This is a genomic window from Rhodococcus sp. GB-02, from assembly GCF_053470465.1.
In genome coordinates this window covers 1,430,079-1,449,603 of record NZ_JBPUKE010000001.1, presented here as the reverse complement: position 1 = coordinate 1,449,603, position 19,525 = coordinate 1,430,079, and the positions used below count along the sequence as shown (strand labels likewise).

Sequence of the window (19,525 nt, the reverse complement as noted above, 5' to 3'; positions counted from 1 at the left end):
TGAGTTGGTCGGTGGTCACCCCGATTCGGGCGATCCTGCGGGATGCCCCGCCTGACCGGCCGGTAACCCTGCCGAACACCCTAACTGTTCGAGCGTCCGTATTGCCGCGCTCCTGACGGTGTTCGTGGACCGGGAGCCCCCGTGGCTAAAGTTGCTACCCGTGACCAAGCCCGCAGTGACCCGCATTTTCGGCCGACGGGCAACCCTGAAACGCTCGTTCGGCCTGCTCAGCGACTTCCGCCACGAGCAGACCGCACCCGACGTCTTCTACGGTGCGCTCGCACGCGACTCCGTCGAATTGATCTCGGACCTGCACGAAGGCCACACCGGACGATCCCTCGACGGTCTCACCGTCCTCGACGTGGGCGGCGGGCCGGGCTATTTCGCGGAGGTCTTCCAGGCCGCCGGTGCCCGCTACATTCCCGTCGAGCCCGATCCCTCGGAGATGCATGCGGCAGGTCTGAAAGTAGGAGGCGCGGTGCGTGGATCCGGTTTGGCGCTGCCGTTCCTGGACTCGTCCGTGGACATCTGCTTCTCCTCCAACGTCGCCGAACATGTCAGTGAGCCCTGGCTGATGGCGGAGGAAATGCTGCGCGTGACCAAGCCCGGCGGCTTGATGGTTCTCTCGTACACCCTGTGGTGGGGTCCGTTCGGCGGCCACGAAACCGGGCCGTGGCACGCGCTGGGCGGCGAGTACGCGGCCAAGCGGTACCTCCGCAAGACCGGACGCGAACCGAAGAACAGATTCGGGGTGTCGTTGTTCAAAGTCGGCGCCACCGACGGCTTACGCTGGGCCCGTGGAACCAGCCAGGGAACATTGCTCGCCGCGATCCCCCGTTACCACCCGTCGTGGGCGTGGTGGATGGTCCGAGTCCCCGGTCTGCGGGAGTTCCTGGTGAGCAACCTCGTCGTGGTTCTCGAAAAGAGATAGCGGCATGCGCCTCGCACTCGACATCGGTGGCACCAAGATGGCTGCCGGCATCGTGTCCGAGGATGGCCGTGTTCCCGTGTTCGACAGCGTGCCGACGCCGCAGACCAGCCCGTGGGGAGCGTGCGCAGCGCTACTCGAGCGAGTCGCCGACGGCCGCGCCGTCGACGGTGTGGGCATCGCGTGTGCCGGGCCCGTGGACACCGTCGCCGGCGTCGTCGCTCCCATCAACATCACCGAGTGGGCACAGGGATTCGAGCTGGTAGCGGGCGTCCGCAACCTCTTTCCCGACGCCGGAACCGCCCTCGCCATGGACGGGGCGGCCGCGGCACTGGCAGAGTTCCACCACGGCGCCGGACGCGGAACCCCGAACCTCCTGAGCCTGGTCGTCTCGACGGGAATCGGCGGCGGAATTGTCCTCGGCGGAGAGATTGCGCGAGGTCGAACCGGCAACGCGGGCCACATCGGCCACCTCGTCGTTCCAGGCTCTTCCGAACCGTGCAGTTGCGGGGGCGTCGGCTGCCTCGAGACGGTGGCAAGTGGACCCGCCGCGGTGCGATGGGCTCGTAGCCAGGGGTGGACGGGTACCACGGGCCGTCAGCTCGCCGAGAGCGCAGACAGCGGGGACACGATCGCCGTGGACGCACTTCGCCGCGCAGGAACGGCGCTCGGTGGTGCCATCGCCTCTGCGGCCGCCCTCCTGGACGTGGACCGCGCGGTGATCGGCGGCGGTTTCGCACAGTCGGGTGCACCGCTGTGGCAACCGATGCTCGACGCGGCTGCCCGACATGCCCGTTTGTCGTTCATCGCTGGGCTCCGGATCGTTCCCGCCGAGCTGGGTGGCGCCGGAACTCTGACCGGCGCAGGTCTGCTCTCGTTCACCGCCGCGATCTGACACGCGTTCTTCTCTGATAAATCCGCAGGGAGTCCCACTAAACGGGTGCCACCTGTTCCCAATTTCTGTAACGTGTTTTAGTGTTCTGACTCACACCGTTACGGGCACTGCGCGTGACACCTATGGGAAGGAGGTGACCGTGAGCCCAGACGCTTCCTCATCTGACGTTGCCTCGACCGTTTCTTCGACAGAAGAAGCCGAGCATCACGCCCAGGTCGCCCGACCGAGTGATTCCCTCCGCGACACCGAAGACCTCCGTGAACGACTGGAACGGTGGATGGCGGGAAAGGTGCCGCCCGGATCGACCGTGACCGTCGCCGACGTCACCTTGCCCGCAGCCAACGGCATGTCCAGCGAAACCATTCTCTTCGACGCCACCTGGGACGGCGATCATCATCCCTTGGTCGCCCGGGTAGCGCCGACGGAATCGACCATGCCGGTCTTTCCGACGTACGACCTCGAATCCCAGTTCCGCACCATGGCACAGGTGCGCGAACACTCGGCGGTGCCCGTGCCTGCGGTGTACTGGTCCGAATCCGACCCGGACGCGTTGGGTGCGCCGTTCTTCGTGATGGAACGCATCTCCGGCGAGGTGCCACCTGACGTCATGCCGTACAACTTCGGATCGTGGGTCACCGAAGCGTCCCCCGAGCAACGAAAGACCCTCCAGCGCAGCTCGGTCGACGTCCTGGCTCAATTGCATGACATCGACAAGCCTTGTGAGCGTTTCGACTTCCTCCGACTCCCCAATTCGGGACCGACTGCACGAGAAGCATTCACAGCACACATCGCCGAGCAGCGCGCGTACTACGAGTGGGTGGTCTCCGACGGCATCAGATCACCGCTCATCGAACGTGCCCTCGACTGGATCGAGGAGAACAATCCCGCGGACGATTCTCCGGCGGTGCTCTGTTGGGGCGACTCGCGCATCGGCAACGTCATGTACCAGGACTTCGCGCCGGTAGCCGTACTCGACTGGGAAATGGCAACTCTCGGCCCGCGGGAGATGGATCTGGGCTGGATGGCATTCCTGCACAGGTTCTTCGAGGACATCGCCGGCCTGGCGAACCTACCCGGCCTTCCCGACTTCCTGAGACTGCCGGATCTCGCGCAGACCTACGCCGAGATCACCGGCCGCACCCCACACGATCTGGAGTTCTACGTTACGTACGCTGCACTTCGCCAGGCGGTGATCATGTGGCGAATCCAGGCCCGCGCCATAGCTTTCGGACAGTCGCAGCGACCCGAAGACCCTGACGACATGATCATGCACCGCGCTTCGCTGGCCGCCATGCTGGACGGTACCTACTGGGAGAGGCTCACCTGACATGCTCTCACCGATGGACGACTATCCCGTTCACCAGATCGCCGAACCGATCCGTCACGTAGCCACCTCGGATCGAAACTTCTACGACCGCTACTACTTCAACTGCTACCCCACCGAATCCCCCGACGTGTTCCTCATCGTCGGACTCGGCCAGTACCCCAACCTCGGCGTCATGGACGCATTCGCTGTGCTTCGCCGCGGTGACGACCACATCGTTGCTCGCATGTCGAAGGCGCTGGGCGCCGACCGTACCGACACCACCGTCGGACCTTTGCGCATCGAAGTGATGGAAGGACTTCAGAAGCTCCGCGTCGTCCTCGAAGCGGGCAGCGAATACGATCTCTCCTTCGACATCACCTTCGATGCCACCATCCCGGCGGCGCTCGAGCCCAAGCACTTTCGCCGTCAACTCGAACGAGTCACGTTCGACACCTCACGCTTCCTGCAGACCGGCACGTGGACCGGATCGCTCATCGTCGACGGGGACAAGTTCGCGATCGACCCGAAGACATGGCGAGGTAACCGCGACCGCTCGTGGGGTGTGCGTCCGGTCGGAGAAGCCGAACCGCAAGGCAGACGCGCCGTCGACGGAATCCAGAACTTCTTCTGGATCTACGCGGTCATGCAGTTCGACGAGTTCACGATCTCGGTGATCATGCAGGAAGACGAGCAGGGCAGGCGCATCGTCGAAGAAGCCATGCGAGTGTGGCCGGACGAAGCCAGGGACAACGAATGGCTCGGCCGGCCCGAACACGAACTGACGTTCTGCCCCGACACCCGCGACGTCACCGGAGCGACCATCACCTTTCACCGGCCAGGCGGTGAAGTCCTCACCGTCACCTGCGAACTGTTGCTGGCCAACTACATCGGAATCGGCACCGGCTACGGGCTCGAACAGGACTGGCGTCACGGAATGTGGCAGGGCGAACTCGTCGTACAGGGACTGCGCCACAAGGTCCACGAGATCGAACCGTTCCAACGCATGTTCTCCCCCGTCGACAACCTCGCGTCCTTCACGCTCACCGAAGGCACGAATACCCGTACCGGCACCGGCCTTTTCGAGGTAGCCGCCATCGGACCGCACGAGAAATACGGATTCACCAGTTTCACCGACACCGCACAGGCAGACGACGCGTATGCCCTCGCGGCGACCGACAACACCGAGGAATGAATTGATGACTGACTACGACAAGCTCTACATCGGTGGAGCATGGGTGGCCCCGGCCACCGACCAGGTACTCGAAGTGTTCTCTCCCGCAACGGAGGAGCGCGTCGGCAGCTGTCCCATCGCAGCACCGGCAGACATCGACGCGGCCGTGTCCGCAGCCCGCGCGGCGTTCGAGGGACCGTGGTCACGCACCACCCCCGCCGAGCGCGGCGCGATCCTCGCCAAGGCCGCCAAGCTGATCGAAGAGCGCAGCGCGGAAATCAACCAGCTCATCTCCAACGAGATGGGCCAGCCGCCCGCCATGGTCGGCATGATGCAGCAGACCCCGTCGATGGCGACGCTGGGCTACTACGCCGAGCTGGCCGACAAGTTCGCGTGGGAAGAGAAGCGCACCGGCGCATTCGGGCAGACCAAGGTGACCCGTGAGCCCGTCGGCGTCGTCGCCGCCGTGCTGGCCTGGAACGTCCCGCTGTTCCTGGCGATCAACAAGCTGGCCCCCGCACTGCTCGCCGGCTGCACCGTACTGCTCAAGCCCGCACCCGAATCCCCTCTCTCCGTCCACGTGATCGCCGAGATCTTCACCGAGGCAGGCGTTCCCGAAGGCGTCATCTCCGTGCTCCCCGGCGGAGCCGAGACCGGCGAATACCTGGTCTCTCATGCGGGCATCGACAAGATCACCTTCACCGGATCCAGCGCCGTCGGCCGCAAGATCGGTGCCATCGCCGCGCAGAACCTCAAGCGCTGCTCCCTCGAACTGGGTGGCAAGTCCGCCGCGATCATCCTCGAGGACGCCGACATCGCCGCCGGAATGCCGATGCTCGTCATGTCCGGCCTGATGAACACCGGTCAGGCCTGTGTCGCTCAGACCCGAATCCTCGCTCCCCGTTCGCGTTACGACGAGGTCATCGAGGGAATGAAGACCGCTGCAGGCTTCATGACCGTCGGCGATCCGTCCGATCCTGCAGCACAACTCGGCCCGCTGATCTCCGAGAAGCAGCGCGAGCGCGTCGAGGGCTACATCGCCAAGGGCAAGGAAGAAGGCGCACGCGTCGTACTCGGTGGTGGACGTCCCGCCGGCCTGGACAAGGGTTGGTACGTCGAGCCGACGATCTTCGCCGACGTGGACAATTCGATGACCATCGCACGCGAGGAGATCTTCGGACCCGTTCTCTCGGTGATTCCGTACGACTCCGAGGACGAGGCCATCAAGATCGCCAACGATTCGGATTACGGCCTCGCCGGATCGGTGTGGACCACCGACATCGATCACGGCCTCGAAGTTGCCGCGCAGATCCGCACGGGTACCTACGCGATCAACTGGTACGCCTTCGATCCCGGATCACCGTTCGGCGGGTACAAGAACTCCGGTATCGGCCGCGAGAACGGACCCGAGGGCCTCGAAGCCTTCTGCGAGACCAAGTCCGTACTCATGCCGCCCGGCTACGTGGGCTGACCCACCCGGGAGTTGGCACCCTTTGCTGACAGTTGGCACCCGTTCCGACCTGCCGGAACGGGTGCCAGCCCCGTGAAATGGGTGCCAACTCCCAGCGAATCCACAGATCCACCCGGTACCGTCGAAAACGAATCAGTCATCTCACAAAGGACATTCATATGCTCACCAACGCCATCAACGCTTTCCTCGCACTCTGGGGCAGCGCCTCCGTCGGCAGCAGTGGATACCAGATCCCGCCGGGAACCCTTCCGTTCGGTTCCTGAGACAGGACAACAGAACCCGCTGAGCGCACGTCGCGCTCAGCGGGTTCTCTGTTCTCGTCGACCCGGTATCTACCGGTCCAGAACGTGATCCACCAATCGATCCTCGTGACCGGACACCAACGCATCGGCGTCTCCGGCGTTCACATGACCGAACCACGTACCACCAGGGTTCGCGATCACCAACGGCCCCAGGTTGCACGGGCTCAGACAACCCGTTCCCGTCACCTTTGCCGACGTTCCTTTGGCTGCGGCGCTCATGGCCCGGTGCAACGGTCCCGCTCCGTACGCCATACAGCGCGGGCCCTTGCACACCAACAGATGAGTCTCGTGCTGCTCGATCACGGACCAAGCCGGACTGCGATACGACGCCGGACTCGCGGTGATCGGCTTTCCGGCCGCGCCGAGTTCGTCGATCACCTGCGCGGCCACAGCACCTTCGAGCGTTTCCGATTCGTGGAGCGACACTTCCAGTTCGGCACCGATCCGGGTTTCGCGCCAGTTCGCGACCGCCTTGCTGGTCCACGTGAGCAGGTACCGATCCCTCGGCACCGCAACTGGAATCAACACGACCTTGCCCACGTCATCGGTATGCGCTCGATCGAGTTCCTCGTGAAGGCTCGGCGACGCGACATCGAGGTACGCAACACGAACGTCGGCGTCGGTGCCGGCCCGAACAGCGTCGAACATCCGTCGCGCGGCCGACTCGTCGAGGCCGCTGACGGTCGGCCGCAGTACGACGATCACCCGATGCGAACCACTGTCGACACTCATGCCGACGGCGCGGTTGTCCAGTCGATGCTGCTCGACGGAGCAAGTCCGAACTCTTCGATCTTCGCGCGCAGCTCTTCCGCGCCGTAGACGTTGGGGAATCCGCTGGTGAACATGGCGAGCGGGAGTACGACGAAGCGGTTCTGCTTGACGGCATCGAGATCGCGTAGGCCTTCTCGGCTCTTGATCGCGTCGATCTTGCCCTGTACTTCGTCAGCGCTCTTCTTGTAGTCCATGATCACGATGACGTCGGGTTCTGACTTCGCGACGGTCTCCCAGCTCGCTTTGAACCAGGTGTTGTCGACGTCGGCGAACACGTTGGTTCCCCCGGCGACGTCGATGATTCCGTTGGGGGCTCCGTTGCCTCCGCTGGTGTACAGATCTTCTTCACCGCTGTCGTAGATCAAAACCTTCGGCTTGTCGGCGGCATCTGGCGCGGACTCCAGACGTGCCAAACGTGAATCCAATTCGGTCAACGCCTCGGCGGCGGTGTCCTCGGTTCCGAACAGCTTTCCGTAATTGGTCACGTCCGCACGAAGGGCATCCCACGGACCCATCGTGCCGAGCGCGGAATCCGCTGCGGCACTCTGCCGACAACTATCGGAGATCACATATGCATCGATGTTGTTGCTCTGCAGCGATTCCGGCGTCACACCGGAGGCTCCCTTGAACAAGCCACTGTAGGAGCCGACCACCAGGTCCGCCTGCTTACCCAGAATCGTCTCCATCGTGATCGTTCCGTCCAGGTGTGGGACGTCCGCAATTCCAGGTCCGAACATCGACTCCATGACCGCGTCGTTGTTCGTGTTCAACACGACGGCCGCGAGACGATCCAAACCGCCGACTCGGAGAATGGTGCCGATATTGGCCGCATTGCTTGTCGCAACGACGTTCTCGATCGGAAGCTGGAAAGTGCTTTCGGTCCCGCAGTTCTCCAATGTCACCGAAGTCTTGTCTGCAGCTTCGTCCACCGGTGCAGTTGCCGAGCAGCCGGCAACTGTCAACAACGCTGTCGCGGCTACAACCGCACCGAACGACGCTCGGGTCTTGACATGTATCAAAGTGCACTCTCCGAAAATGATTGTTGTAGTTGAGAATTTCGTGATTCGAATACGAGGTGTGAACGGCCTGTCGCGGGGTTCACGAGCTCGAAAGTCTCGACGCCGAAGACAGTTGCCACCACCGAGGTGGTGAGTACGTCGGATGGATGTCCGAACGCCCTGGCCACTCCATCCGCGAGCACGAGCACCCGATCGCACACTGCCGCAGCCAAATCGAGGTCGTGCAGTGCCATGATCACCGTCCGGTCCAACGACCGGACCAGATCGAGCAGTTCGAGTTGATGCCGGATGTCGAGATGATTGGTCGGCTCGTCGAGGATGAGCACGCCGGCGTCCTGCGCGAGACCTCGGGCGAGAAATACCCGCCGACGCTCGCCGCCGGAAAGCGTGTCCATCGAAGAGAATCGGTGCTCGATCATTCCGACCTCGCCCAGAGCACGATCAACGACGGCATTCTCGTGCTTTCCGCCGACACTCCAGGGCTTTGCATGTGGCGTGCGGCCCAGAGTCACGTACTCGTGAACCAACAAATCGGCGGGACTCTGCTCTTCCTGCGCCACAAAGGAAATGGCTTTGGCCCGCGAACGCGCGGACATCGCGTGCACGGACTCGCCGCCGACGCGTACGTCACCGTCGGCGATCGGTCCGAGACCGGCAAGCGCACGCAACAAAGTCGACTTGCCCGATCCGTTCGGACCGACAACGCCGACTACTGCACCGGCGTCCGCCGCGATGTCGACGCCCTTGACGACGGTTCGGCGGTCGATGCGGACAACGACTCCGGACGCGGTCAGCGCCAGGGCGCGGGCGCTCACGAACTGCCACCGAATCGGTAGCGCCGACGGCCGAGAAGCAGGAGAAACAGCGGGGCACCGATCACCCCGGTCACCACGCTCAGCGGGATCTCGGTCGGCCGCAACGAGGTCCGCGCCACGACGTCGACCCACACCAGGAACGACGCGCCGATCAGCGCTGCCGCCGGCAACACCACTCGATGTCTGGCTCCGACGAGCATGCGTGTGACGTGCGGTATGACCAAGCCTACGAAGGCAATCGCGCCGGACACTGCAACCATCGTGCCGACCAACGCTGCCAGCACGCCGAACAGCACGTTTCGCAGGGTTCGGATGGGAATACCGAGCGAAGCCGCGACGTCCGGTCCGGCCGCCAGCGCATCCAGCCAACCGTGCAGGGCGAACACCGCTGCCGTCAGCAGGAACACAACGATGACCGGCGCCCACAACTTGTCCCAGGATGCCCCGGCCAAACTTCCCAGGAGCCAGAACAATACGGACTGCGCGGCCTGGGAATCATTGGTACGCAGCACCAGAAAACTCGCGATCGCCGACAGGGCGGATGCGGTAACGGTGCCGGTCAGAACCAATCGCAGTGGAGTGATACCGCCTTGCAGCGTCGCGATGGTGAAGACGAGAATCGCAGCTCCCAATGCCCCGATCATCGCGCCGAGGCTGAGCGCCCACACTCCCGCGCCGGCGAACAGTCCGGTGGTGATGACGGCGGTGGCACCGACACTCGCACCGGACGACACTCCCAGCAGGTGGGGATCGGCGAGAGCGTTACGGACGAGGGTTTGCACCACCGCACCGGCAACGGCAAGACCAGCGCCGACAGCCAGACCGAGCAGAACCCGAGGTGCCCTGATCCCCCACACGATCGCAAGTTCGGAACGCGTGACGGGTGGGCCTCCGAAGCGCGAGTGCACCACGTCCACCACAGTGGACACGGGGAGCATCTCGGATCCGAACGCCAACGCGCACACAGCAGAGAGCACGGTGACGACCAGCAGAGCGGGCAGCACGATACCCGGACCGAGTCGTCCTCGCGGTGCACCAGCCTTCGGCGAAGGCAGGTGGGTAGGTGGAGACAGAGCTCCGCCAACAGCATTCATGGTGTGACCGATCCATCCTCGTGGCATGACACAACGTCAACGAGGGTGGTATCTGGCTACGGTCGACGCATGGACGACCTCACAGTGGCGGGACCGCGCCGGAATTGCACCGACTTCCCATTACCTCGATGATGACGTCAGAACCATAACGGACCGCGGTCACCATTCTCGACACCGGATCAAGATTGCGACCCGATCATCGATCTCGTATGCCGCACGACGGCTTCCGTTCGCACTCGAAGTTCTTCGGGTGAATCCGATTCCAGCACAACCCGATGCACCTGACTGTCCACGGCAGTCACGGTCAGCCGCGACGTCAACAACGCATCGTCCGCGCTGAAACCGCGGCTCTGCAAGTACACCGAAAAACTTAGTACCAGTTGCTGATTCATTCCTTCGACCTGCTCGATGAGCTCACGCGTACGCGGAACCTGATCGTAGAGCAGGTGAAAGAACTCTCGCGGCTTACTGTTCACTTCGACCGCGCACTCCACCAACACCCGGACGGCCTCGTCCAGGGAGAGTTCGCGCTCGACGATGTCGGCAAGACAGACCGCAAAACTTTCCCGCGCAGCACTCACGTGACGGTTAGCCAACTCCGAGAGGATCTCGTACTTGTCGCCGAAATACTGGTAGAGCGAGCCCACCGACACCCCTGCCTCGTCAGCGATCCGGTTGGTGGTCGCCGCCATGCCCTCCGACGCGAAAACGCGAGTAGCCGCCTCCAAGATCGCGTCGTAGGTAGCCCTCGAGCGCTGTTGGGAGGGCCTTTTCCGCCGAGTCGACACGGTCCTCCGATGCGAGTTGTCAGCGGCGACGCCGGTACCGAGAATTGTGTAGGTGACCAGCGCCGATTACTCGAAGTTTATGCCCGACCGGTACACCGCCCACATGCCGGAGCCGACCCCGACGTGGTGGGGGTGGAACGGCAACACCGTCCACGTCGCGCGGGCAGTGGTTCCAGACGCGCCGGTTCGGGTTCTCGGTATCCACGGCGCCGGCGGGTACTCGGGTGCGTTGTGGCCGTTCGCCGAGATCGGCGTGAAGCTCGGAGCCGAAGTCCTCTTCCCCGATCTTCCGCTGTGCGGGGACACCGTCGCAGCCGATCCCGCCGGCATCCGGTACGAGCAGTGGGTCGATCTCCTCTGCGATCTCGTCCGGGCCGAGAAGGCAGCCGATGATCGGCCGCTGGTACTGCTGGGAGCCAGCATCGGCGGTCTGCTGGCCTACAAGGTAGCCGCGCGGACCGGTCTGGCCGACGCTGTCGTCGCTACCTGTCTGCTCGATCCCTCGAATCCGTCAGCCAGGGCCGCCGCGGCGCGGTTCGGCCCGATGGGTGTCTACGGCGCTCCCCTGATGCGGCGCACCGAAAGTCTGGTGGGCCGCATCCGCGTGCCCATACGTTGGGTCGCAGACGTCGCGAACATGAGCAGTAACCGTGAACTTGCGACGCTGTGCGCAACCGATCCGCGCGGTGGCGGTGTTCGGGTGCCACTCGGATTCCTCAGCAGCTACTTCTCGTTCGAGCACACCGCGCCCGAATCATTTCGGACGACGCCCGTCCTGCTCACCCACCCGGCCGACGACCGATGGACACCGCCCGAACTGAGTCTGCAGTTCCTCCACCGCATCAACGCCCCCACCGAATCCGTGATGCTGAACGGGTGCGGGCACTTTCCCGTCGAAGAGCCGGGCCTGACGCAGTTCCACGACGCCGTCGACACACTGCTGCGCTCCGTCGCCGAGCGTCACCACACGAAACCGTCATCACCCGCCTAGCCTGAAGTTCGTGAGTATCGAACCCAAGGCCGAGCCGACGGGAAACGGCGACGAGAGCACCACGACAGTCGTACTGGCGTTTGCGGCGAACGCACTGATCGCCGGGGCCAAGACCGCGGCCGCCATCGTCACCGGATCTGCCTCGATGGTCGCCGAGGCCACCCACTCCTGGGCCGATACCGGCAACGAAGTGCTGCTGCTGATCGCGAACCGCCGCTCGAAAAGGGTTCCCGACCGAGACCAGCCACTCGGGTACGGCCGGGAGGCCTACATCTGGTCGATGCTCGCCGCCCTCGGACTTTTTGCGCTCGGCGCAGGTGTGTCGATCACCCACGGCATCCAGGAACTGTTCCATTCCGAACCGGCCACCGACTTCGGTGTCGCCTACGCAGTCCTCGGCGTCTCGTTCATCCTCGAAGGCATCTCGTTCCGGCAGGCGTACAAACAACTCCGAACCGAAGCGTCCGCCGTGAACCGCGACGTCATGGCCCAGGCGCTCAACACATCCGACCCGACGACCCGGGCCGTGTTCGCCGAAGACGCTGCGGCACTTATCGGTTTGGTCATCGCGTTCGTCGGTGTTCTATTGCACCAGATCACCGGTTCGCCGATCCCCGACGCCCTCGGCTCCATCTTCGTCGGCATTCTCCTCGGGGTCATCGCGATCATCCTGATCGATCGCAACCGCCGCTTCCTGGTCGGCGAAGAGGCATCGCCGACGCTGCGGGCAGCAGCCGTCGAGGCTCTCACCCAACTGCCCGAGATCAACCGAATCACGTTCCTGCGCATGGAATACCTCGGGCCGCGGCAGGTGTACCTGGTGGCCAGCGTCGACCTGGTCGGCGACTACGCGGAATCGCGAGTGGCCCACACGTTGCGCGCACTCGAACGCTCACTCGAGCAGAGTCCACGCGTCGTACGAGCGATCCTGACCCTCTCGACGCCCGAAGAACCGTCGATCACAGTCTGAACTTCCGGCCGGGCGATAGGCTCTTTCGATGCGCGCACTGATCGTGATTCTGGCGGTTCTGGGATTTGTCGTCGGAGGAATTCCCCTGGTGGGCAGTCTGATCGACGTGATGACCAGTCCTGACGAGACCATCGTCTATCAGGGTTCCTACGTACCACTGCGCGGCGTGCAGATGGCTCGGGACTACGAGTCGTCGATGAACATCGCTTTCGACGCCCGATCGGACAATCCACGCTGGCTCGTCCTGGCCTGCTATCCCCTGATCGGAGCAGCACTGGGCGCTCTGACGGCCGTCGCACTGGGACGTCGCGGGTGGTGCCTGACGCGAGCCTGAACAGACGCCGATGGCCACCCGTCGTCTACACGAGGGGTGGCCATCCGAGGAATACGTTCAGATGTACATCGCAGGATCGATGTAACTGTTCGGGTCCACCAGTTTTTCCTTGGTGGTCCGTGGCCGCGCCACCGCCGGGATACCGGTCGCGATGGATTCGGCCGGAACATCCCTGGTGACAACGGCATTGGCGCCGATAGCGCTACCTTCACCGATGACGACGGGCCCGAGGATCTTGGCACCAGCGCCGACTGTGACCCGGTCACCCAGAGTCGGGTGGCGCTTGACCTGCTCGAGCGAGCGACCACCGAGGGTGACGCCGTGATAGAGCATCACGTCGTTACCGACTTCGGCCGTCTCCCCGATCACGACGCCCATGCCGTGGTCGATGAAGAACCGTCGACCGATGGTGGCACCGGGATGGATCTCGATGCCGGTGACGAAGCGTGTCAGCTGCGAGAGCACTCGCGCCGGGCCGCGTAGTGCGGGGACGGCCCACATGCGATGCGCAACCCGATGTGCCCAAATAGCATGCAGCCCTGAATAAACGAGCGCGTTCTCCACATTGCTGCGCGCGGCAGGATCCTGACCGCGCGCAGCCTGCAGGTCCTCGCGAATTGTCCCGAGGATACTCACAAGTCTCAGTCCCGGATGTGTTCGAACAGCGGGGTGGAGATGTAACGCTCGCCGAAGTCGCACACGACAGCCACGATCAGCTTGCCGGCGTTTTCCGGACGCTTCGCCAGCTCGAGTGCTGCCCAGACGATGGCTCCGGACGAGATGCCGCCCAGGATGCCTTCCTTGGTGCCGAGTGCGCGAGCGACCTCGATGGAATCGGGGAACGAGACGTCGATGATCTCGTCGTAGATCTCGCGATCGAGAACGTCGGGCACGAAGTTCGCGCCGATTCCCTGGATCTTGTGGGGGCCGGGCTGGCCACCGTTGAGGATCGGCGAGTCGATGGGCTCGACACCGACGACCTTGACCTCGGGCTTGTACTTGCGAAGGGTGCGTCCGACGCCGGTGATGGTGCCGCCGGTGCCGATGCCGGACACGAAGATGTCGACGGCGCCGTCGGTGTCGGCCCAGACCTCTTCGCCCGTCGTGGCCTCGTGGATGGCCGGGTTGGCCGGGTTCGCGAATTGGCTGGCCGAGACGGCGTTCTCGGTCTGCTCGACGATTTCCTTGGCCTTGGCGACCGCACCGGCCATGCCCTCGGAGCCCGGGGTCAGCACGATCTCGGCGCCGTAAGCACGCAGCATCACGCGACGCTCGGTGGACATGGTCTCGGGCATGGTCAGGATGACCTTGTAGCCGCGGGCAGCACCGACCATGGCAAGGGCGATACCGGTGTTACCACTGGTGCCCTCGACGATGGTGCCACCGGGCTTGAGTGCACCCGACTTCTCGGCGGCATCGATGATTGCCACGCCGATCCGGTCCTTGACGCTGTTGGCCGGGTTGTAGAACTCGAGCTTGACGGCAACCTGTGCGTCCAGGCCCTCGGTCAGACGGTTGAGCCGCACGATCGGGGTGCGCCCGACCAATTCGGTCACGTTGTTGTAGATCCCGCTCATATCTGGTCCTCCTGAGGATCGAGTGTGTCGACCCGCTCGCTGATCACTGCTTTACGGCTGAACTGCATTACGGCTACAGGCAAGGGCATACAGACGACCGATGCCGCATCGGTTCATCAAATTGAACCAATGCGGCACCAGGCCACTACATACGGGGGCGGTTTATCAGGCCAACCGCTGCTTCAGAGCTTCGAACTCGTCACGAATGCCGGTCGGCAGCTTCTCGCCGACGAAGTCGAACCACTCTTCGATGAGCGGGATCTCGGCCTTCCACTCGTCGATGTTGACCGCGAGGGCCTCGGTGATGTCGGCGTCCGACACATCCAAGCCTTCGATGTCGAGTGCCGATCCGGTGGGAACGACGCCGATCGGAGTGTCGATGCCGGCAGCCTTGTGCTCGATGCGCTCGACGATCCACTTCAGGACACGAGAGTTCTCGCCGAAGCCTGGCCACAGGAAGCGTCCGTCGTCGCCGCGGCGGAACCAGTTGACGTAGAAGACCTTGGGGAGCTTGGACGCGTCCGCGGACTTGCCGAGGTCGATCCAGTGCTGGAAGTAGTCACCGACGTTGTAGCCGAGGAACGGCAGCATCGCCATCGGATCGCGGCGCACCGTACCGACCTGGCCTTCGGCTGCTGCGGTCTGCTCGGAGCCGACCGTCGCACCCATGAAGACGCCGTGCTGCCAGTCGCGAGCCTCAGTGACCAGCGGAACCGTCGTCTTGCGGCGTCCACCGAAAAGGATTGCCGAGATCGGCACGCCCTTCGGGTCGTCCCACTCGGGAGCCATGATCGGGCACTGCGACATCGGGGTGCAGTAACGCGAGTTGGGATGAGCCGCATGGGTGCCCGACTCGGGCGTCCACTCGTTGCCCTTCCAGTCGATCAGGTGCTGCGGGTCGCCTTCGAGGCCCTCCCACCAGACGTCACCGTCGTCGGTCAGAGCGACGTTGGTGAAGACCGTGTTGCCCTGGTCGATGGTGCGCATGGCGTTGGGGTTCGACGACCAGTTGGTGCCGGGAGCCACGCCGAAGAAACCGAATTCCGGGTTGACGGCGTAGAGCTGTCCGTCCTCACCGAAACGCATCCAGGCGATGTCGTCACCGAGGGTCTCGGCGCGCCATCCGGGAATGGTCGGCTGGATCATCGCGAGGTTGGTCTTGCCACAAGCGGAGGGGAATGCCGCCGCGATGTAGTAGGCCTTGTCCTCGGGCGAGATCAGCTTGAGGATGAGCATGTGCTCGGCCAGCCAGCCCTCGTCGTGCGCCATTGCCGAAGCGATACGCAGCGAGTAGCACTTCTTACCCAGGAGAGCGTTTCCGCCGTAGCCGGAACCGAAGCTCCAGATCTCACGATCCTCGGGGAAGTGAGTGATGTACTTGGTGTCGTTGCACGGCCACGCGACATCTTCCTGGCCATCGGCCAGCGGAGCGCCCAGCGAGTGCAGCGCCTTGACGAAGAATCCGTCGGTGCCGAGCTTGTCGAGAACCTTGCCGCCCATGCGGGTCATGACGCGCATGGAGACGACGACGTACTCGGAATCGGTGAGCTCGACGCCCAACTTCGGGTCCTCGGCGTCGAGGGGGCCCATGCAGAACGGCACGACGTACATGGTGCGTCCACGCATGCAACCGCGGTACAGGTCACCCATGAGGGTGCGCATCTCCGCGGGGTCCATCCAGTTGTTGGTGGGACCTGCGTCGATTTCTTCCTTCGAGCAGATGTACGTACGCGATTCGACTCGCGCGACATCGGACGGATCGGAGTTGCCGAGGAAAGAGTTCGGCTTCTTCTCGTCGTTGAGGCGGGTGAAGGTTCCTGCCTCGACCAACTTCGTGGTCAGTCGGTCCCATTCTTCGTCCGAGCCGTCTGCGAAGACGACGCGGTCAGGCTGGGTGAGTTCGGCAACCTCTTGCACCCATGCAAGCAGTTCCTTGTGCTCCGTGGGGGGCGTGCCGTCAGTTCCATTGAGACCGGGAATGGTCGCTGAGGTCATCAAACTCTCCTGGGGTGAGCCGGAACCGGGTTCTTGTGACACCGGATGTGCGAACTGCAGCGCCCCGATACCAGTCGATCCCGGTGTCCCCCTCTCGACGGGGTCCAGCCGCGTCATCCACTCACGTGGATTTCACGGACGCCGGGTGTCCTATGTATTGAGGTTAACGCTGGCTGTTCACCTGCAGGTAATCGGGTGCGGTCAGAAATGTCACAGAAACGATTCAGTTGGTGTGTTCAGGGGCCTACCCGGCGCTCAGAGCACATAAACGGAAGCTTTTCAGAGCGCTCCGGCATCGATTTTCTGCCACACGAGGGAGCCTTCGTCGTCTCGACGGCATTCCCAGGCCGAGTAGTCACCGTCCGACTCGATCATCGTGAGGCGATCGGCGCTACCGTCGCGATCGAAATCGGACACGATCACGACGGCGTCGTCGGAGTGGACGACACGGCTGTCAACCGTTCCGTCACCGTCCAGGTCGAAGGCGTCGAAAGTCAGGTCGCCGGCATCGACCGGTCCCGACGAAGGCCCGAAAGTCTCAGGCTCGATACGTCCCGGATCGAGTGGTTCGGCTTCGTGACCGTCGATGTGTCCGGGCGTGATCAGAAATGCGTCCATTACTCCCCCTGCTGGATGATGACCTACTGCTTCGGCAACCCCTACCGAAACCGTGCGCTCAGTATTACCAGACTCCGACGATCAGACGTGGGTGAAATTGCGGCCCTGTGAACAACCCTCAATTCGAGGAATGTCAGAAGGCCGCGTTCAATACGGCGAGATCGCGCTCGCACGACGTCAGTTGACCCGATCTGGCCGCGGCAAGCTCACGTAGTTCGCCGTCGATCTCCACGATTCGGGCCTGCGCCGACGCCAACTGCTCGCGGCTCTCCGCCATGATCGCCGCTCCCAGATCCGCCTCGGCCTCGAGCAGAACGCTCTGGACTCGCTGCTCCCACTGTGCGCGAACCGTCGACATCGATTCGACGATCCACGACCTGCAGTGGGCGCGATCCGCCATCAGCCCGCGAGTTCGCGCCAACCACCAGGCCGCGGCGCCACCCAGAACCAACGTCACGGGGATACTCGCGAACTCCAATGCCGGAATCATCTCCAGCGGAGTAACCGCGATACGGCCGAGGCCGAGACCCGCGGACGCGCCGACAAGAATTGTCACCCGGTCCTCGTTTCCGCGCTGACGGCCCGGCGGGTCCTCCGGAATCCGTGGGGAAGGCATGTATCCGGTCGCCTCCGCCACCTCGGCAGCTGTCGCCATCGCGGCATCGATTACCCGCGTGTGATGGTCGACCTCGTGCTGCAACCGCATCGGTACGCTGCCCAATTCGGCTCGCGAGGCCGTGTCGACCCAGCCACGTGCCCCTGCGACCGTCGCCCGGGTTGCTTCGGCGATTTGTTGTGACAGATCCCCACGCGCTCGTTGCAGTCGGCTTCGCACCTGCACCAGTCGTTCGCCTCGCCGACCGTCACGATCTGCCAGCAGTCGCGATCGCTCGGCCCGCAGTTCAGCACCCGGAACGCTGTCACGCAGATTCCGGATCTCCACCTCGATCATCCGGCGCGTCTGCGCTATGACGCCGGAATCCGAGTCACCCGCCTGCCTCTCACGTGCCACCTGGCTCACGACGGCAACGAGCGTCTGCTCCTGACCAGGCACAATCGGAACGATCGATGCCTGGGCAAAAGCGGTGCAGTGAGAGGAAAGAACCTCGACATCACGCCGGCGCACAGCCTGCCAGTCTCGGTAGACGTCAACGCGGGTCAACGCCACCACCACCGGCGTTCCGCTTTCTGCTGCGTCGTCGAGCAGAAGAAGATCATCGCGACCGATCACGCTGGCAGCATCGACGACCAGAAGTACGACGTCGGCGTCCACCTCGCGTGCCACGATCGAACACTCGCCCGAAGCACGGAACATCTGCACGATGTCTTCCCGACCACATCTCTGTGGCCCGACGACGTAAATGCGAGTGCCACTGGATGATTCACCACCGACGAGGCGACCCGGATCGGAGGACGGGTTCCATCGTTGCACCACACGCAGAATCGAATCCGGAAGTACCGAAACGCTATTCATCGGTCACCGCCGGAGCAGAGCGATCGCCCCCGAGCTGCGCCCATCGACGCACATACCCGCGGCGAATCAGTGAAATCCTTTGTTGTGGAGCCTCTTCCGACTCGTCGACGAGCTCGCCCCACCACCGACTGCACGTGCCCGCGCCGTCAGCCGTCCGAGGATCGGGAGGTTCGCCTTGACACAGACCTCGAATTTCGGGACTCATCATCGCCGCCGCGGCGCCGAACAACACTGCGGAGTCCGAACTCAGATACAACTCGATCTCGTCCCTGCCCGCAGTGCTGCGCGAGGCAGATCGCGTCAGCGCTGGACCGATCTGATCGACCCGGCCCCACCACTGCGCCTCCAGGACAGGTCCGAGAGCCGCGAACAACTCTTCGACGCCGCGTCCGGTCAGCGTCTCCACCGGAACCGTGTGCACGCCGACGGTCTCCGAGATTTCCGCGGCCCGTCCCAGCGCCTCGTCCCAGCGCGGTCCGAACAGGTCGGCCTTGTTTGCAGCGACCACCGCCTGATCCGAGACTCGGGCGATCGCTCGGCGGTCGACTTCGCGGACCGCGTCGACCACCACGTAGACAACGCAACGATGACCCAGATCAGGGTTCGACGTTCCAGGGACGTCGAACGCCCGCGACTCGGTCACCACAACCGGTGCACCGACAACTCTGCGCGAGAACCGCTGATCGCGCCCCAGGACCCGGGCCAACGACGACCGCCCCACCCCTGCTCGTCCCGCGACTACCAACTCGAGCGGTGCGGTCAGCGATCCGAGCACGGAGTGAACCGCCTCTGCGGCTCCCGAATCGATCGACGCCAGCCGGTATGCCAGAGCGCGCAGCCCTTCGATCGGCTCCGCGCAGGCGTCGTCGAGCGATTCTGCGGGCAACATTCGTGACCAATTGCTGCATGCAAATCCTGTGTTCATCCCCACCCCACGTCCCCATCGTGTCGGTGAGATTCTGTCAGGTTCTCGGCAAGGACGGCAGGTGACACCGCCCTTTCGCCG

The 19,525-nt window shown here is 63.8% G+C and carries 19 protein-coding genes and 1 riboswitch; of the genes, 8 read left to right on the top strand and 11 right to left on the bottom strand.

Annotated elements, in window-relative coordinates:
• Window positions 1-160: 160 nt before the first annotated feature.
• From ACSW29_RS06855 to ACSW29_RS06835, 5 genes are all read left to right on the top strand, one after another.
• The gene (locus ACSW29_RS06855; RefSeq protein WP_347871667.1) at window positions 161-931 is read left to right on the top strand and encodes a class I SAM-dependent methyltransferase; all 771 of its coding nucleotides are present in this window, start codon (window positions 161-163) and stop codon (window positions 929-931) included.
• A 4-nt stretch (window positions 932-935) separates the two neighbouring features.
• The gene (locus ACSW29_RS06850) at window positions 936-1,823 is read left to right on the top strand and encodes an ROK family protein (RefSeq protein ID WP_317828444.1); all 888 of its coding nucleotides are present in this window, start codon (window positions 936-938) and stop codon (window positions 1,821-1,823) included.
• A gap of 139 nt (window positions 1,824-1,962) precedes the next feature.
• Window positions 1,963-3,150, top strand: coding sequence for a phosphotransferase family protein (locus ACSW29_RS06845; RefSeq protein WP_448276906.1), 1,188 nt, complete (start codon window positions 1,963-1,965; stop codon window positions 3,148-3,150).
• 1 nt (window position 3,151) lies between these two features.
• On the top strand, window positions 3,152-4,321 hold the full coding sequence (locus ACSW29_RS06840; RefSeq protein ID WP_448276905.1) for a hypothetical protein: 1,170 nt from the start codon (window positions 3,152-3,154) through the stop codon (window positions 4,319-4,321).
• 4 nt (window positions 4,322-4,325) lie between these two features.
• Complete coding sequence (locus ACSW29_RS06835) at window positions 4,326-5,771, top strand: aldehyde dehydrogenase (RefSeq protein ID WP_003945530.1); 1,446 nt, start codon at window positions 4,326-4,328, stop codon at window positions 5,769-5,771.
• 332 nt (window positions 5,772-6,103) lie between these two features.
• On the opposite strand, the gene ACSW29_RS06830 is transcribed toward ACSW29_RS06835, so the two are convergent.
• From ACSW29_RS06830 to ACSW29_RS06810, 5 genes are all read right to left on the bottom strand, one after another.
• Complete coding sequence (locus tag ACSW29_RS06830; RefSeq protein WP_448276904.1) at window positions 6,104-6,805, bottom strand: (2Fe-2S) ferredoxin domain-containing protein; 702 nt, start codon at window positions 6,803-6,805, stop codon at window positions 6,104-6,106.
• Window positions 6,802-7,863 carry an ABC transporter substrate-binding protein gene (locus ACSW29_RS06825; protein ID WP_448276903.1) on the bottom strand — a complete coding sequence of 354 codons (1,062 nt, stop codon included), beginning with the start codon at window positions 7,861-7,863 and terminating at the stop codon, window positions 6,802-6,804. Before ACSW29_RS06825 ends, ACSW29_RS06830 begins: the two co-directional genes overlap by 4 nt.
• A complete protein-coding gene (locus ACSW29_RS06820) occupies window positions 7,860-8,678 on the bottom strand; it encodes an ABC transporter ATP-binding protein (RefSeq protein WP_347871672.1) in 819 nt (272 codons plus the stop codon). Before ACSW29_RS06820 ends, ACSW29_RS06825 begins: the two co-directional genes overlap by 4 nt.
• Window positions 8,675-9,682, bottom strand: a complete 1,008-nt coding sequence (locus ACSW29_RS06815; protein WP_448277413.1) for a FecCD family ABC transporter permease — start codon at window positions 9,680-9,682, stop codon at window positions 8,675-8,677. Before ACSW29_RS06815 ends, ACSW29_RS06820 begins: the two co-directional genes overlap by 4 nt.
• A gap of 117 nt (window positions 9,683-9,799) precedes the next feature.
• Window positions 9,800-9,935: riboswitch (cobalamin riboswitch) on the bottom strand.
• 16 nt (window positions 9,936-9,951) lie between these two features.
• Window positions 9,952-10,560 carry a TetR/AcrR family transcriptional regulator gene (locus ACSW29_RS06810; protein ID WP_347871673.1) on the bottom strand — a complete coding sequence of 203 codons (609 nt, stop codon included), beginning with the start codon at window positions 10,558-10,560 and terminating at the stop codon, window positions 9,952-9,954.
• A gap of 52 nt (window positions 10,561-10,612) precedes the next feature.
• On the opposite strand from ACSW29_RS06810, the gene ACSW29_RS06805 reads away from it, so the two are divergent.
• From ACSW29_RS06805 to ACSW29_RS06795, 3 genes are read left to right on the top strand one after another with little or no spacing between them, the layout of a single operon-like run.
• Window positions 10,613-11,551, top strand: coding sequence for an alpha/beta hydrolase (locus tag ACSW29_RS06805; protein ID WP_448276902.1), 939 nt, complete (start codon window positions 10,613-10,615; stop codon window positions 11,549-11,551).
• A 10-nt stretch (window positions 11,552-11,561) separates the two neighbouring features.
• On the top strand, window positions 11,562-12,521 hold the full coding sequence (locus ACSW29_RS06800) for a cation diffusion facilitator family transporter (RefSeq protein WP_448276901.1): 960 nt from the start codon (window positions 11,562-11,564) through the stop codon (window positions 12,519-12,521).
• Between the two features lie 28 nt (window positions 12,522-12,549).
• Window positions 12,550-12,855, top strand: coding sequence for a hypothetical protein (locus ACSW29_RS06795; RefSeq protein WP_448276900.1), 306 nt, complete (start codon window positions 12,550-12,552; stop codon window positions 12,853-12,855).
• 57 nt (window positions 12,856-12,912) lie between these two features.
• Here the strand turns inward: ACSW29_RS06795 and epsC are convergent, their stop codons facing one another.
• The 6 genes from epsC to ACSW29_RS06765 all read right to left on the bottom strand — a co-directional run bounded on the left by epsC (window position 12,913) and on the right by ACSW29_RS06765 (window position 19,444).
• The gene (gene epsC, locus ACSW29_RS06790) at window positions 12,913-13,491 is read right to left on the bottom strand and encodes a serine O-acetyltransferase EpsC (RefSeq protein ID WP_003945907.1); all 579 of its coding nucleotides are present in this window, start codon (window positions 13,489-13,491) and stop codon (window positions 12,913-12,915) included.
• 5 nt (window positions 13,492-13,496) lie between these two features.
• On the bottom strand, window positions 13,497-14,432 hold the full coding sequence (cysK, locus tag ACSW29_RS06785) for a cysteine synthase A (RefSeq protein WP_448276899.1): 936 nt from the start codon (window positions 14,430-14,432) through the stop codon (window positions 13,497-13,499).
• Between the two features lie 165 nt (window positions 14,433-14,597).
• Entirely contained in the window at window positions 14,598-16,427 is a 1,830-nt protein-coding gene (locus tag ACSW29_RS06780; protein ID WP_317828436.1) for a phosphoenolpyruvate carboxykinase (GTP), read from the bottom strand.
• Between the two features lie 279 nt (window positions 16,428-16,706).
• Window positions 16,707-17,045 (bottom strand): DUF6802 family protein, encoded by a 339-nt coding sequence (locus ACSW29_RS06775; protein WP_230814984.1) that lies wholly within the window; start codon window positions 17,043-17,045, stop codon window positions 16,707-16,709.
• A 133-nt stretch (window positions 17,046-17,178) separates the two neighbouring features.
• A complete protein-coding gene (locus ACSW29_RS06770; RefSeq protein ID WP_448276898.1) occupies window positions 17,179-18,519 on the bottom strand; it encodes a hypothetical protein in 1,341 nt (446 codons plus the stop codon).
• A complete protein-coding gene (locus ACSW29_RS06765) occupies window positions 18,512-19,444 on the bottom strand; it encodes a hypothetical protein (RefSeq protein WP_448276897.1) in 933 nt (310 codons plus the stop codon). The genes ACSW29_RS06770 and ACSW29_RS06765 overlap by 8 nt, the downstream gene beginning before the upstream one ends.
• Window positions 19,445-19,525: the final 81 nt, after the last annotated feature.